The sequence below is a fragment of the Rhodococcus sp. JVH1 genome (assembly GCF_000280725.2).
Classification (GTDB): Bacteria; Actinomycetota; Actinomycetes; order Mycobacteriales; family Mycobacteriaceae; genus Rhodococcus_F; species Rhodococcus_F jostii_A.
The window spans coordinates 7,878,251-7,891,129 of record NZ_CP166289.1 but is presented as its reverse complement, the minus strand read 5'-3'; the positions used below and the strand labels follow the sequence as shown (position 1 = coordinate 7,891,129).

Sequence of the window (12,879 nt, the reverse complement as noted above, 5' to 3'; positions counted from 1 at the left end):
GCAATCGCCGGTCACCACTCTCCCCCGAAAGGACTGATACGTGCTAGGACTGGGAATTCTGGGCTGGATCATCATCGGCGGCCTCGCCGGGTGGATCGGCAGCAAGATCATGAAGACCGACGCCCAGATGGGCATCATCCTCAACATCGTCGTCGGAATCGTCGGCGGTCTCCTCGGCGGCTTCATCCTCCGCCTCTTCGGCACCGACGTCGAGGGCGGCGGTCTCTGGTTCAGCTTCTTCACCTGCCTCCTCGGTGCGGTGATTCTCCTGTTCCTGGTCAAGCTCGTGACCGGGCGAAGCACGGCCGGGCGACGCTAGTCCCCCGCACTCCGGAACCGGGCCTGCCCACCTCACGATGGGCAGGCCCGGTTTCGTCGCGTATTCCACACGAAATCGTGGCCTCGACGCCGGCGGTGGGGTACTCGTGGGGGATGGACAGTCGAGGACCGGCTCGGGACGATGCGAACTGGAACTTCCGTGCCCGGCACGAGACCGAGACTCAACGACTCGACCGGAACTGGAGCGGCCTTCTCCAGGAACTGCGCGTCGTGCAGACCGGGGTGCAACTACTCACCGGCTTCCTGTTGACGTTGCCGTTCCAGCAACGGTTCGAGGACCTCTCGGACAGTGAGGTTGCCATCTATCTGGCGACCGTCGCACTGTCGGTGACGTCGACCATGCTCCTGGTGGCCCCGGCCGGCCTGCACCGCATGCTCTTCCGTCGGCACGCGCTCCCGGATCTCGTCTCCGCATCGCATCGCCTCGCGATCTGTGGCATCGCCACCCTCGCGCTGGCGCTGATCGGTGTGGTGGCGTTGATCTTCAGCTTCGTGATCTCACCCATCGCCGGAGTTGTCGCCGCCGCGGTGGCCCTCGCGATGTTTTGCGGACTCTGGGTCTTCGCCGCGATCCTGCGGTCGCGGCATCGCTCGACCGACGGCGATTCCGCCGATCGATGAGCACGGCGGGCGCGCGCCCTGTTTCGCCCGGAACGCTCCCGGGTAGGCGGAGCGGAGACGAGGAAGGAGCACGGACATGACCGATATCCATCGCGGCGATACCCCGCGGGTCCAGCCGCCCGGTGCCGCACACGATCTCGACGATCTGTCGACGGCCCAACTCGTCGAACGACTCACCGATCAGGTGACGGGACTCGTGCGGACCGAGATGACCCATGCCCTCACCGAAGTGAAAGACAAGGGAACGCGCTTCGGGATCGGAGCGGGTGTCTCCGGAGCGGGTGTGCTGCTCCTGCTGTACGGATTCGGGGCCCTCGTCGCCACCGCAATTCTGGGACTGGCGACGGCACTCGATCCGTGGCTGGCCGCGTTGATCGTGGCCGCCGTACTGATCGTGGTGGGCAGCGTCGTGGCGGCGGTCGGAGCCCGCCGCGCCAAGAACGCGCTGCCGCCTGTACCCGCGCGGACGGCGAACAGCGTGCGCGCCGACGTCGACACCGTCAAGGAAGGCCTTCGATGACCGACCCCCAGCCCGAACAGGAACTTTCGGTCGCCGAACAACGAGCCGCGCTCGCATCCACTGTGGATGCGCTGCACCGCAAAGTGGACGTGCCCGCACGCGCGAAAGCCGGCGCGCGCCACGAACTCGACAGGGTCCGGCAGCAACCCCGCGGGGTCGCGGCCGCCGGACTCGTGACCGCATTCGTCGTTGCCTACTTCGCCGTGCGACAACGCCGTCGGCACCGCCACTGAAGGAGAGCAAAAACATGACCAAGGACACTCACGGAGAGACGGACGAGCCCAAGGGTGGCCGTCCCGGTCCCGTCGATCACGGCAAGAACGGCGGCATGGCCACGCGTGAGAACGCGCCCGAGTTGGCGGAGGACTCCGCCGATGCCGACACCGAGACAGAGACCGACTGATGAAACTCAGATCACCACTCGCGCACAGGAGGACTGTAGTGACGTATCAGCCGGACAACGGACCCAGCCGCGAATTGAACTCCGAGCATCACCCCCAGGACGATGCGCACACCATGCGCAATCACGCCGGTGAGGCGATCACCGACAGCCGGAACTGGCCGGGATACATCCTGATCGCCGCCGGAATCGCCGTGCTCGGTCTGACACTGGTCGCGGCCGGCTACGGATTCGAGGGCTGGGCGCTGATCGGTGGCATCGCCTGCGTCCTGTGCCTCGTCGTCGGCACGGGTCTCGTTCTCCTCGAACGGCGGCGCGTCAAGGCCCTCGAAGGCAAGGAACTGACCGATCAGGAAGGGCATTGACAGATCCGAAGGTGGACCTTCACCAGTACCTCCAAGCCGCCCGCGACGCTCTGCTGTGGAAGCTTGACGGGCTGTCCGAATACGACGTTCGTCGGCCGATGACCCCGACCGGCACGAACCTGCTGGGGTTGGTCAAACACCTGACGGGCGTCGAGATCGGCTACTTCGGCGAGACCTTCGGCCGATCCGTCGAATACCCACCGTGGGTGACCGACGCCGCCGAAGACAACGTGGACATGTGGGCGACCCCCGGCGAGTCACGCGAGTACATCGTCGGGCAGTACCGGACAGCGTGGGCGCACGCCGACCACACCATCCGGGCTCTACCCCTCGACGCGCCCGGCCGGGTACCGCACTGGCCGGGCGACCGCCGCGACGTCACCCTGCACCGGATTCTCGTGCACGTGATCGCCGAAACCCACCGGCACGCAGGGCACGCCGACATCGTCCGCGAACTCGTCGACGGCACGGTCGGCATGCGCGCGGACAACACCAACGTGCCCGCAGAAGACCGGATGTGGTGGGAGACCTACCGGACCCGTCTCGAACGTGCCGCACGCGAAGCCGGCCAGGGCTGATCGCGCGTCACCCGGCCGCCGGTTGACGCGTCGTCGTGGTGACGACCGGCGTGGTGGTCGTCGGTGACTCCGATTCAGTGGTCGTAGTGGGTTCCGCCGCGGTGGTAGTCACCACGGATGTGCCCGGTGTTCCGGCGACGGCCTGAGGCGCCGACACCGAGGTCGTGGTTTCTGCGGCCACTTCCACAGCCGTCGTGGGTTCCGGCGACGTCGTCGTCGCGACCGTCGTCGTGGGGGTCGGCGAATTGCTGGTCGTGGTGGTCGCGCTGACCGGGTTGCCCGCCAACTGAGCCTTTTTCGCGCTGTCCGTGGTGGTGGGTGCGACCCGAGCCGCTTCCGTTTCCGTTTCCTTCGTGGAGGCAGCGGCAAGTTTCGCGGTCGACGCTTCCGCCGCGGCCGCGCGCGACTCGCCCTTCTCCGCCTCCTGCGCCAGGTGGGTCAACCACGCTGCGGCGTACTGGGCAGACGTCAGCGGCTTCCCGCTGCCGGCATTCGCATCACGCCAGTAGTCGAAGTGATGGCCGATCCCCTCCCCCAGCGTCTGCTGATACGGGTCGCTCATCGCCACCTGGATCGTGTTCTGATTGTCCGCGATGAACCCGATGATCTCGTTTCGCACCTTCGCAGGCAGGTAGACCAGGTCGACCGCCTGATTCGACGAGATCGGCCCAGTTGACGTGTCCGATTGCGCCGCACCGCTATCGGGCTTGTACGCCGGATCCGACACCTTGATCAGAACGTCGAGGAACGTCTCGTCGGACTGCATCCAATCGCCTTGCGACTGGATGTCCGCGAACGCGGCGAGGGCGATCTGCCCGAGCACCACCGCGAGATCCTGTCCCGTCGCGGGTGTCAGCCCATCCTTCTGCAGCGAGTCGACGTTCAGTTGCCGTCCCACGTTGATCGCGAGCTGCAGTAGCGCAATGTTCTCGGGTGCGGAGCAGGTCAGGTCGCCTTCCGAGCAGAACGATGCCACCTTCCCGTCCAGGGCACCGAAGCTGCCCGACGTGCCGGGCAACGCTCCCCGCCCGGACGTGCCCGTCTGCCCCGACTGGTAGGCAAGGTCGAAGCCGTCGGGATTGCGGAATTCGTTCTCCGAACCGGGAAATGGCCCTCCCCCGAGGTTGCGGCCGGCATCCGCCAGGATGACCACACCGACCACGGCCGCCGGATCGAGGATGTCGTACGAGCCGTCCCGGCCGTCCTGGTTGCCGACCTCCATCGCAACCCGCCGTGCCACATCGGCGCCCTCGCTGTAGCCGACGATCGAGAACTTCGTGTCCGGGCACGACGCGTGAATCGACCGCATCACGGTCTCGGTGTTGTCGACGCCGGCGTTCACGGCGTCCTCGTACGAGTTCATGTTGGCCGGATACTCGATGTAGACCGCGGCATAGGATCCACCGCCGACAGATTGCTGCGGCGCATTCACCACCTCGTCGATCCATGGACTGCTGTAGTCGCTGGAGTACGACGCGGGAAGCCGTGTGCCATCGGGTGCCACGAGCATTCGGGTCCCGTCGCGCGGGGTGTCACCGCGGCCGGCGACGGCGATGCTGACCATGTCGTAGCACGCGTCCGAGGCCGCCGCCGTCAAGGCTGTCGCCGTCGTGGCCGGTGAACCCGGGTTCGACCACGGAGTCGCGAGCAGCGCCGCCAACCCCAACGCGCCGGGCGCGATCAGACTGCCTACGATCCTTCGTCGATGCGCGACCTTGCGTGCCGAAACGCGACGTTCCATGGTCTACCCCATCCGTTCGTAGCCCGTGTCGAAAACCCGAGTAGGTGTCAACGCGTTAACAGACAAGTCGCACATTGCAGCAAGGGCGTTACACGTCCGCCTCGGAAGGCGTCGTTCACGAGGCGCGGAGGTGTGTGATCAGAAGGGTCTCGACCGCCGAATCTCGGGCCGCGGCCGGGTCCGAGCACAACCGGCGGTCGACGATCGCCCGATCCGCGGCCGACAGACACGCTGTCTCCCGCACCAGCAGGGTGGCTCGCCATTCGTTCAGCCGACCGGTTTGCAGCAGAACCAGGGTGTGCGGCATCTCGTGCACCAGCGCCTGCGCGAATCTGCGACGCGATACCCCGGTCCCGCTCCACCTGCGGTAAACCCCCGCAGCCTTCCGCTCCGCGCGAGTACGGGTGGCGACGTCGTCGGTGATCAGCGCCTGCGCCGCGTACCCGACCGACTTCAACCCCTCTGCGCTCTAGTGGTCGTTGCCGTTCTGGCAGAATTGATCGGACGTCGCGAGTCTTGCGACGTCGGTTCACGCCGCGTTGGTGCACGTCGGGAGGCGAACAATGCCGAATGGTCCTTCGGAGATGACGCATACCGGAGGCGACGGGCCCAGTGCCGTCTTCGCGAGGCTGGCCGAGATGGTCTACGACGGCGACGACTTCACTCAGGTCTACCAGGCCATCTGCGATGCCGCTGCCACTTTGGTTCCCGGGTGTGCCCACGCCAGCCTCATGCTGAAGGAGAACGATCGCCACGTCACCGTGGCCGCGAGCGATGACATCGCAGCCCAGGTAGACGCGCTCGAGCGAGCCGAGCAGGAGGGGCCCTGCCTCGATGCGATCGAGAACGACGCACCGCAGGTCGAGAGCGAGCTCGCCCGTTCGACGCAGTGGCCGCGCCTTGCCCGTCGGGCCATTGCCGAAACCCCGGTCCGGGGCGCTGCCGGTTTCCGGCTCATGATCCGTGGACGCAAGGTCGGCGCCCTCAATCTGTTCTCGGACAACGCCGGAGAATTCACCGACAAATCGATCGATCAGGCGATTCTGATCACGGCCTTCGCGGCGGTGACGCTGACAGCGCTCCACGAACATCAGGAAGCACAGACCTTGCGTGAGGGCCTGGCCAGCAACCGCGAGATCGGAAAAGCGATCGGACTGTTGATGGCCTTCCACGACATCTCCGAAGGGAGAGCATTCGACTTGCTGCGCAAGACGTCGCAGGACATGAACATCAAGCTCACGGGTGTCGCACGGGAAGTCATCGCGCATCACAATTCGAAGTTCGACTGACGAGACCTCCCCGCTCGACCACGTTGGCAATCGGTTGATGCCCATCTGCTGTAGACGTAATGTTTATCGCGCGTGGTTGAGAACACAGCCGCAGATTGTCCGGAGGCCACAGCAGTGCGCGGTGGACAGATATTGTGTGCACTCCCACTGCGGTCTCGGTGCCGCTGCGCTCCTTGCGGCGCACGGACTCGCACAGAGTGCCCGCGATCGGAGGGTCATGAGACTATTACGCACGTCGTTCCGGGTCACTCCCGTCACCGCGCGGGCCACCCGCCACCGCACTCGGAATGCGCACACCAATAATAGTGGAGTGCGGATGGCCGTCGAATTCGCGCCGGACGCCACTGTGGGACGAATTTCCGGCGATATCGACGTGCTCGCCGCACCTTCGTTCGCGCTCGCCCTCGCGCACCTGACCGACGGGACCCCGTCACGCATCATCGTCGACATGACCGCAGTCGACTTCGTCGGAACCTCGGGATTGTCGATACTGTCCGAGTTTGCGGAATCTGCTCGGCGGCAGCACATTACCTGGGCGCTGGCGGGCAATCGAGCGGTGCTCCGGCCCGTCGAGGCCATCGGCCTCGACGCGATGATCCCCACGTGCCGCACGGTTCGCGACGCCTTCGACACGGTGGAGAAGATCGCACACGGCTGATCGGAGTCGACATGTCCGGGAGGCAGCCTCCTCGTGGGCATCCGACGGCAAGCGTCGCGGAGACCGGTGCGTGTGCTTCTCGACACGGCCGGTCCGACGTACGTGTCCGAGTCCCACGTGACCTTGAAGGACACCCCGACGCTTCTTTTTCAACTGCTGACGCCGGCACACCGTCGCACGATCATCTCCGCACTCGGCAAAGCTGGTTACGTGCGCTATGACGGGAGCACGGCTACCCGGCTGCACGCCGCCGCGGTTCGAGTCGACGACGAGTACGGCGGTGACCTGCGCCGGCCGGCCCGCGCCTGTGATCAGGAGACCTCCGCCACTTCGTGAGGAAGTGCGCGCCGATACGTGCTGAGAGCCGGCGGCGGCACTACTACTCCGCTCGGACTGCCTTCGACTCGCGCTCGTCGTCCTCGCGGAACATTGCTTCGATGCGGTTCTTGATCTCGACCGTGCTCATCGAGCCACGGGAGGCAGCGAAGCCGCGATTACGGGCGGAGGTGGGCGTGGTGAAGGTGTTCATGTGAAGTGCTTTCTGTCTTTGGCGCCGGCGAGTGCCGCGTGGTGGTCGAAAGGTGCGTCTGTGAGGCGGACGGTTAGATCAGGAGCGCGGCGAGTACTACAGCGGCGAGCACTGACACGGAGGTGGCGACGGCGACGAGGACGGATCCCGTCACGACGGCGGCGGGCGCAGTTGCGGTTGCCGCCGAGACAGAGGCGATGTATGCGATCGGACGGAGCGTGTGGCGGTGCGGCGGCTCCTCGGCAGAGGGCGGCGACATTGTGCGCTGGTCGTCCTGGTGCACCGTGGTGCGGGTCATGTGTTGGCGTACCCCGTTGTAGCAGCTGAGTGACGTGAGTCACAAACTTACGAGTATGTTGTACATCACAACAAGCCCCACGCGCCAGTCGGTGTTATCTGCACCATGTGCAGGCCGAAGGGATCATCGTCGAACGGTGGAGCAGTTGACCGTCCGTCACGGAAAGCGACGATCGAGAAAATCCGTGCAGGGATGTCGAGAAGCCGCGCGCGGCTTCGTCCCCGGAGTGAACACGGCCAGAATGGGCCGTACCGCACCAAGGAGAACACGATGGCCAAGTACCTGCTGCTCAAGCACTACCGGGGCGCGCCCGCATCGGTCAACGACGTGCCCATGGACCAGTGGACGCCGGAGGAGATCTCCGCCCACGTGCAGTACATGAACGACTTCGCCGCTCGGCTCGACAGCACCGGCGAGTTCGTCGACAGCCAGGCACTCTCCCCGGAGGGCACGTTCGTCCGCTACGACGGCGAGGGACGACCGCCGATCACCGACGGCCCGTTCGCGGAGACCAAGGACCTGATCGCCGGCTGGATGGTGATCGACGTCGAGACCCACGAGCGGGCACTCGAGCTGGCCGGCGAGCTGTCCGCGGCCCCGGGTGCGGAGGGGAAACCGATCCACGAATGGCTCGAGGTGCGCCCATTCCTGGCCGCGCACCCGACCATCACGGAGTGATGCACGGTGGACGACGCCCTTCTGCGGACCCTCACCCCCACCGTGATCGGCGTCCTCGTCCGTCGCGGGGCAGACTTCGCGGCGGCCGAGGACGCCGTGCAGGACGCTCTGATCGAGGCCGTGCGCGCGTGGCCGGACGACCCACCGCGCGACCCCAAGGGCTGGCTGGTCACCGTGGCCTGGCGCAAGTTCCTCGACGCCACCCGCTCCGATTCCTCGCGGCGGTACCGCGAGGTACGCGTCGATGCCGAGCCCTCCCCCGACCCTGGCGAGGCGGTGGACGACACACTCCAGCTGTACTTCCTGTGCGCGCACCCATCGCTGACACCTGCTTCGGCTGTCGCGCTCACGCTGCGCGCGGTCAGCGGCCTGACCACGCGTCAGATCGCGCAGGCCTACCTCGTGCCCGAGTCGACGATGGCCCAACGGATAAGCAGGGCCAAGCGGACCGTCTCGGACGTGCGGTTCAACCAGCCCGGTGACGTCGCCACGGTGTTGCGCGTGCTCTACCTGGTCTACAACGAGGGCTACGGCGGCAGTATCGATCTCGCCGCCGAGGCGATCCGGCTCACTCGCCAGCTGGCGGCCAAGACCAACCACGAGGAGGTCGCGGGCCTGCTCGCGCTCATGCTGCTCCACCACGCACGGCGCCCGGCGCGGACCCGCACCGACGGCAGCCTCGTGCCTCTTGCCGAGCAGGACCGCAGTCTGTGGGACACCCGCCTGATCGCCGAGGGCGTCGTCGTGCTCCAGTCAGCCCTCGCCCGCGACCGACTGGGCGAGTTCCAGGCCCAAGCCGCCATCGCTGCGCTCCATGCCGACGCCCGGACTTCCGCGGAGACCGACTGGGTGCAGATCGTCGAGTGGTACGACGAACTGGTGCGCCTCACCGACAGCCCGGTGGCCCGCCTCAACCGGGCCGTCGCCGTCGGAGAGGCAGACGGCCCGAGGGCGGGCCTGGCCGCCCTGTCGGGGCTCGACCCCACCCTCCCCCGGTACTCCGCGGCCGCGGCGTACCTACATGAGCGTGACGGGGACCCGGTCACCGCAGCACAGCTCTACGCCGAAGCTGCCCGGTCGGCGCCCAACCTCCCCGAACGGGACCACCTCACGCGACAGGCCGCTCGGCTCAACGCTCAGCTGCGCAGTTGAGCAGCGACCACGCCACCGCTTAAGAGCTGGTTAGGGGGTGATTGGCTCAGGAAAGGATCGGTGCTGATTGTGGTGAGGACGGTTGGTTGATGCTGTGGCGACTCGCTGAATTCGGTAAATCACGGTATTCCGTCACGGCCCGATTCAAGTATCGGCGATGGAACACTATCAAGGCCGATGACGGGATGGCTACATACGCGATTCCTGCTCGCTGCCGACCGCTACTCGACTGACGACTGCCGGGCGTGCGGCTCCACACTCCCCCTGGCCGCTCGGCCGGCCCCGCAGCGTCCTCTCTCCTACTCCGGCATCGGCCTGAAGGCCTCAGCGTCCAAGCAGTCCGAACAGGTTTTGAACGAGTCGAGAGGTGCAGACAGGGTCCCACCACCCCGACGCCGTGCGGCGACCACCTGAATTCGGGTAATATCGGCGTTCCGTCCGAGCCAGAGTCTTACCCATCGAATTATTGGGAAACTGATGCGGCGATTTCCGACGAGCCTGCAGGAGTCGGAGATGGTGGGAATGCCACGAGCTGCTTACGTGTCCTCCCCCACACCAGGCACGCCCATGCCGCCGAGTCCACCACTCCCCCGCTGAACGCAACTACAGGCTTCAGAACCAGCCTTTACGCTTCGCCCAGACGAGTAGTGCCCCGGACATCGCGAGCATCACGAGCACGATCGCGGCAACCGAGAGCCATTGCGTCCGTTCGTTCACGATCACATTCATGCCGATGATCGAAGACAACGCCGTGATCGGCAACGTGACGGCCGCGATGACGGCGAGTCGCTCGGCGGCAATGGTCATTTTGGTGTTCGTGCGTGCCTGGTAGAACTCGATCGTGCCCTGGAGGTAGTCCTTCTGGCCCTTGGCCATCACGGTCAGATGCTGGAACTGGTCGACCGCGTCGAGGAGGAGGTCCTGCCCCTTGCCGGCGCCGAACGCCTCGATGGTGACCATGCGGCCGTAGACCTCTCGGCTCAGCGCGGCCATGGTGCCGACCGTGAGCAGACCGTGTCGGACCCGGAACATCTCGTCGAGAAAGGTTTCCGGATTACCGAGGTGCCCGCCGGTGACCTGTTGCTCGAGCTTCCACACGTCCTTGGTCAACTCGGCGGTGTACGCCCGCATCCGAGCCGTCAATGCGGCGAGCAGTGCGAAGGACAACTCGAATGCGTTGCTCGGCTGCAACTTTCCCGACTTCAACCGGCCCAGCACCGCATTCACCTCGACCATTGCGGTCGCGGGATCGATCGCTGGATTCACCGGGCCGTGCACGGTGACCAGGTACCGGCCGCCGATGAACTGGTCCAGTTCGACGTAGTGCACGTGCCCGTGCGCTCCCGACTGCGGCGCGTGCAGAACCACGAAGAAGTGGTCCTCATACCTGTGCACCTTCGGCACCTGATTGCGGTTCATCGAATCCCGCACGGCGAGAGGATGGAAGCCGAAAATCGTGGTCAATGCGTCGTTCGCCTGCTCGTCCCAGGTCGGGACATCCACCCAGACCAATCCGTCGGGCCGGTCGAGCAACGCCCTCAGTTCTGTCACCGCACACGAACGCACACCGTCACGGGAGATGAAGCGGACGTCCACATCGGCCTCCTCTCCACGACGGACAGACCGTCTCCTCTGTCATAGCACCCACACGGCGGGTGCGAGGAGAGAGGAGACTGAGGGCGTGGTTGACGACAAAATTGCGCTGGTTGTGGTGGATGCTGCGAACGTCGTCGGCTCGCGACCCGACGGTTGGTGGCGTGATCGTGCCGGTGCGGCCCGACAATTGCTCGCCAAGCTCGGCACCCTCGAACAGCGCCTGGACCGGCCGACCGAGGTGGTGGTCGTCCTCGAGGGCGCGGCGAAGGCCGCGGTCACCGGTGAGACCAACCCGGAATTCGAGGGCCTGCACGTGGTGTCGGCGGTCGGTTCGGGCGACGACGCGATCGTCGATGTGGTGGCCGCAGCCGCCGAGGAGGACGGCGACCGGCCGATCACCGTCGTCACCGCAGACCGAGAACTCCGCGACCGAGTCGAGGCGCTCGGGGCCACCACGATCGGTCCGCGCTGGCTCCTGGACCGCATCAACACCTAGCGGTGGTGCGGCGACCGCTTACCGTCGGGGGTGACCACGAGGTCGAGGATGCGGCCGCGGACCTTCCGCCGCACCAACCCCCACCGCCCGTGGTCGGCCAGGGCGGCACGGGCCGCGTTGTACCCACACATACCGTGGACGCCGCCGCCCGGATGGGCGGCCGAGCTGGCCAGGTACAGCCGGTCGATGGACGTGTAGGGCCCGGACGAACCTGGGGTCGGGCGGAAGACGAGCTGCTGGTACAGCTGGGCGGTGCCGCCGTTGACGGCGCCGCCGTGCAGGTTCGCGTTGCTCGCCTCGAGGTCACCCGGACGCTGCACATTGCGCCCCACCACCCGCTCGGCGAACCCCGGCGCATGCGATTCGAGCATCGCGTCCACTCGGTGCGCCAGCAACTCGGCCGATTCGTCGTCCGTGATTCCCCGCGGAAGATGCGTGTAAGCCCAGGCGCTTTCGGTTCCCTCGGGCGAACGGCTGGGGTCCGACGTCGTCATCTGACCGAACAGCAGGAACGGGTCTGTCGGGATCACGCCTGTGGTCAGGTCGGCCATCCACCGGACCAGTCCGTTGTCGTCGGCGCCCAGATGCACCGTTCCGGCGGATTCGAGGCTCCGCGACCGCCACGGAATCTTGCGGTCGAGAGCGTAGTTCACCTTGACGACGGGGGTATCCCACTCGAACTTCTCGAGGTCTGCACGGACGCCGGCGGGGACCACGGAGGAATCCAGCAGCCGTCCGTAGAGTGCGGGCGCGGAGACATCGGCGAGCACCGCGCGCTTGACCAGATAACGGTCGCCGCCCGCCGTCCGAACCTCTGTCGCCACTCCCCCGGTTGCCTCGATCGACGTCACCTCCTCGCCGCACCGAATTTCCGCGCCGTTTCGTCTCGCTCGTTCCGCCATTGCGGCGGAGAGGGCGCCGGCCCCACCGACCGGGACGACGTACCCGTCGTCCTGCGCGAGCATGGTCAGGAGATATCCCATGACTCCGCTCCCCGGTGCGTCGACCGGTGTGTCGGCGTGCATTGCGTTGCCCAGCAACAGCACCCGGGCGGATTCGCCGTCGAACAACTCGTGCGTCATCCGGCGCGCGGGCAGCATGAGGAAGCGGACGAGCCGGAGGGCTTCCGCGGTGCCGAGCTGCGACAACAGTCGCCGCGGTCCACGGACGGGAGGAAACGGGCTGAACAGCGTGTCGAGGAACGGTTCCTTCACATCCTTCCACTGCTCGAAGAGCCGGAGCCATGCCTGTCCGTCCCCCGGTTGCCTGCGCTCGAGGTCGGCGGCGGTGTCGGTCGGATCCCGGTGGATCAGTGGGGCATCGTCGTCGTGCGGGTGCCTGGGGTGCCCGACCGCGGCGGGCGCCTGACTCCATCGCAGACCGACACCTTCGAGGTCGAGGTGCCGGATCGCCGGCGACACCGCAGCCAAGGGATAGAACGCACTGAACAGGTCGGTGCGGAAACCAGGGAAGAGCTCGGCCGACCTGACGGCGCCACCCGGTTCGGGTTGTTGTTCGAGAAGTACGACATCCCAGCCGGCCTCCGCCAGGGTGGCCGTTGCGGCGAGACCATTGGGCCCGGCCCCGATGACGACGGCGTCGACAGTCCGCACTGTCAC

General features: G+C 66.4%; 18 protein-coding genes and 1 pseudogene. 13 read left to right on the top strand and 6 right to left on the bottom strand.

Annotated features, from left to right (window positions below; all coding sequences use genetic code 11):
* Positions 1-40: 40 nt before the first annotated feature.
* The 7 genes from JVH1_RS36945 to JVH1_RS36915 all read left to right on the top strand — a co-directional run bounded on the left by JVH1_RS36945 (position 41) and on the right by JVH1_RS36915 (position 2,823).
* Entirely contained in the window at positions 41-319 is a 279-nt protein-coding gene (locus tag JVH1_RS36945) for a GlsB/YeaQ/YmgE family stress response membrane protein (RefSeq protein WP_009472647.1), read from the top strand.
* 113 nt (positions 320-432) lie between these two features.
* The gene (locus JVH1_RS36940) at positions 433-960 is read left to right on the top strand and encodes a DUF6328 family protein (RefSeq protein ID WP_009472648.1); all 528 of its coding nucleotides are present in this window, start codon (positions 433-435) and stop codon (positions 958-960) included.
* A 76-nt stretch (positions 961-1,036) separates the two neighbouring features.
* The gene (locus JVH1_RS36935; protein WP_009472649.1) at positions 1,037-1,480 is read left to right on the top strand and encodes a phage holin family protein; all 444 of its coding nucleotides are present in this window, start codon (positions 1,037-1,039) and stop codon (positions 1,478-1,480) included.
* Positions 1,477-1,713 (top strand): DUF3618 domain-containing protein, encoded by a 237-nt coding sequence (locus tag JVH1_RS36930; RefSeq protein WP_009472650.1) that lies wholly within the window; start codon positions 1,477-1,479, stop codon positions 1,711-1,713. The genes JVH1_RS36935 and JVH1_RS36930 overlap by 4 nt, the downstream gene beginning before the upstream one ends.
* Positions 1,714-1,727: 14 nt before the next feature.
* A complete protein-coding gene (locus tag JVH1_RS36925) occupies positions 1,728-1,883 on the top strand; it encodes a hypothetical protein (protein ID WP_009472651.1) in 156 nt (51 codons plus the stop codon).
* A gap of 38 nt (positions 1,884-1,921) precedes the next feature.
* Positions 1,922-2,245, top strand: coding sequence for a membrane protein (locus JVH1_RS36920; RefSeq protein WP_009472652.1), 324 nt, complete (start codon positions 1,922-1,924; stop codon positions 2,243-2,245).
* On the top strand, positions 2,242-2,823 hold the full coding sequence (locus tag JVH1_RS36915) for a DinB family protein (RefSeq protein ID WP_009472653.1): 582 nt from the start codon (positions 2,242-2,244) through the stop codon (positions 2,821-2,823). The genes JVH1_RS36920 and JVH1_RS36915 overlap by 4 nt, the downstream gene beginning before the upstream one ends.
* A gap of 7 nt (positions 2,824-2,830) precedes the next feature.
* On the opposite strand, the gene JVH1_RS36910 is transcribed toward JVH1_RS36915, so the two are convergent.
* On the bottom strand, positions 2,831-4,564 hold the full coding sequence (locus tag JVH1_RS36910; RefSeq protein WP_009472654.1) for a cutinase family protein: 1,734 nt from the start codon (positions 4,562-4,564) through the stop codon (positions 2,831-2,833).
* Positions 4,565-4,736: 172 nt separating this feature from the next.
* Positions 4,737-5,027: pseudogene (locus tag JVH1_RS36905) on the bottom strand (HNH endonuclease); the annotation flags it as partial.
* Between the two features lie 100 nt (positions 5,028-5,127).
* Here JVH1_RS36905 and JVH1_RS36900 point away from each other — a divergent pair.
* From JVH1_RS36900 to JVH1_RS36890, 3 genes are all read left to right on the top strand, one after another.
* Positions 5,128-5,853 carry a GAF and ANTAR domain-containing protein gene (locus JVH1_RS36900; protein ID WP_009472656.1) on the top strand — a complete coding sequence of 242 codons (726 nt, stop codon included), beginning with the start codon at positions 5,128-5,130 and terminating at the stop codon, positions 5,851-5,853.
* Between the two features lie 316 nt (positions 5,854-6,169).
* Positions 6,170-6,511: an STAS domain-containing protein gene (locus JVH1_RS36895; protein WP_009472657.1), complete on the top strand. Its 342-nt coding sequence runs from the start codon at positions 6,170-6,172 to the stop codon at positions 6,509-6,511.
* A gap of 66 nt (positions 6,512-6,577) precedes the next feature.
* Positions 6,578-6,847 carry an endonuclease gene (locus tag JVH1_RS36890; protein ID WP_237735067.1) on the top strand — a complete coding sequence of 90 codons (270 nt, stop codon included), beginning with the start codon at positions 6,578-6,580 and terminating at the stop codon, positions 6,845-6,847.
* Between the two features lie 43 nt (positions 6,848-6,890).
* Here JVH1_RS36890 and JVH1_RS36885 read toward each other — a convergent pair whose 3' ends face one another.
* Both JVH1_RS36885 and JVH1_RS36880 read right to left on the bottom strand, forming a co-directional pair.
* A complete protein-coding gene (locus tag JVH1_RS36885; RefSeq protein WP_009472659.1) occupies positions 6,891-7,040 on the bottom strand; it encodes a hypothetical protein in 150 nt (49 codons plus the stop codon).
* Between the two features lie 73 nt (positions 7,041-7,113).
* On the bottom strand, positions 7,114-7,338 hold the full coding sequence (locus JVH1_RS36880) for a hypothetical protein (protein WP_009472660.1): 225 nt from the start codon (positions 7,336-7,338) through the stop codon (positions 7,114-7,116).
* Between the two features lie 270 nt (positions 7,339-7,608).
* Here JVH1_RS36880 and JVH1_RS36875 point away from each other — a divergent pair, with 270 nt between their 5' ends.
* Positions 7,609-8,016, top strand: a complete 408-nt coding sequence (locus JVH1_RS36875) for a YciI family protein (RefSeq protein ID WP_371113078.1) — start codon at positions 7,609-7,611, stop codon at positions 8,014-8,016.
* 6 nt (positions 8,017-8,022) lie between these two features.
* Positions 8,023-9,168: an RNA polymerase sigma factor gene (locus tag JVH1_RS36870; RefSeq protein WP_009472662.1), complete on the top strand. Its 1,146-nt coding sequence runs from the start codon at positions 8,023-8,025 to the stop codon at positions 9,166-9,168.
* A gap of 612 nt (positions 9,169-9,780) precedes the next feature.
* Here the strand turns inward: JVH1_RS36870 and JVH1_RS36865 are convergent.
* Positions 9,781-10,764 (bottom strand): magnesium transporter CorA family protein, encoded by a 984-nt coding sequence (locus tag JVH1_RS36865; protein WP_009472664.1) that lies wholly within the window; start codon positions 10,762-10,764, stop codon positions 9,781-9,783.
* 85 nt (positions 10,765-10,849) lie between these two features.
* Here JVH1_RS36865 and JVH1_RS36860 point away from each other — a divergent pair, with 85 nt between their 5' ends.
* Positions 10,850-11,260, top strand: a complete 411-nt coding sequence (locus JVH1_RS36860; protein ID WP_009472665.1) for an NYN domain-containing protein — start codon at positions 10,850-10,852, stop codon at positions 11,258-11,260.
* Here the strand turns inward: JVH1_RS36860 and JVH1_RS36855 are convergent.
* The gene (locus JVH1_RS36855; protein WP_009472666.1) at positions 11,257-12,879 is read right to left on the bottom strand and encodes an NAD(P)/FAD-dependent oxidoreductase; all 1,623 of its coding nucleotides are present in this window, start codon (positions 12,877-12,879) and stop codon (positions 11,257-11,259) included. The genes JVH1_RS36860 and JVH1_RS36855 overlap by 4 nt on opposite strands.

Coding starts and splice junctions, on each gene's coding strand:
- JVH1_RS36940 (WP_009472648.1), top strand. CDS start 433: ATGGACAGTCGAGGACCGGCTCGGGACGATGCGAACTGGAACTTCCGT.
- JVH1_RS36935 (WP_009472649.1), top strand. CDS start 1,037: ATGACCGATATCCATCGCGGCGATACCCCGCGGGTCCAGCCGCCCGGT.
- JVH1_RS36930 (WP_009472650.1), top strand. CDS start 1,477: ATGACCGACCCCCAGCCCGAACAGGAACTTTCGGTCGCCGAACAACGA.
- JVH1_RS36925 (WP_009472651.1), top strand. CDS start 1,728: ATGACCAAGGACACTCACGGAGAGACGGACGAGCCCAAGGGTGGCCGT.
- JVH1_RS36910 (WP_009472654.1), bottom strand. CDS start 4,564: ATGGAACGTCGCGTTTCGGCACGCAAGGTCGCGCATCGACGAAGGATC.
- JVH1_RS36900 (WP_009472656.1), top strand. CDS start 5,128: ATGCCGAATGGTCCTTCGGAGATGACGCATACCGGAGGCGACGGGCCC.
- JVH1_RS36895 (WP_009472657.1), top strand. CDS start 6,170: ATGGCCGTCGAATTCGCGCCGGACGCCACTGTGGGACGAATTTCCGGC.
- JVH1_RS36885 (WP_009472659.1), bottom strand. CDS start 7,040: ATGAACACCTTCACCACGCCCACCTCCGCCCGTAATCGCGGCTTCGCT.
- JVH1_RS36880 (WP_009472660.1), bottom strand. CDS start 7,338: ATGACCCGCACCACGGTGCACCAGGACGACCAGCGCACAATGTCGCCG.
- JVH1_RS36875 (WP_371113078.1), top strand. CDS start 7,609: ATGGCCAAGTACCTGCTGCTCAAGCACTACCGGGGCGCGCCCGCATCG.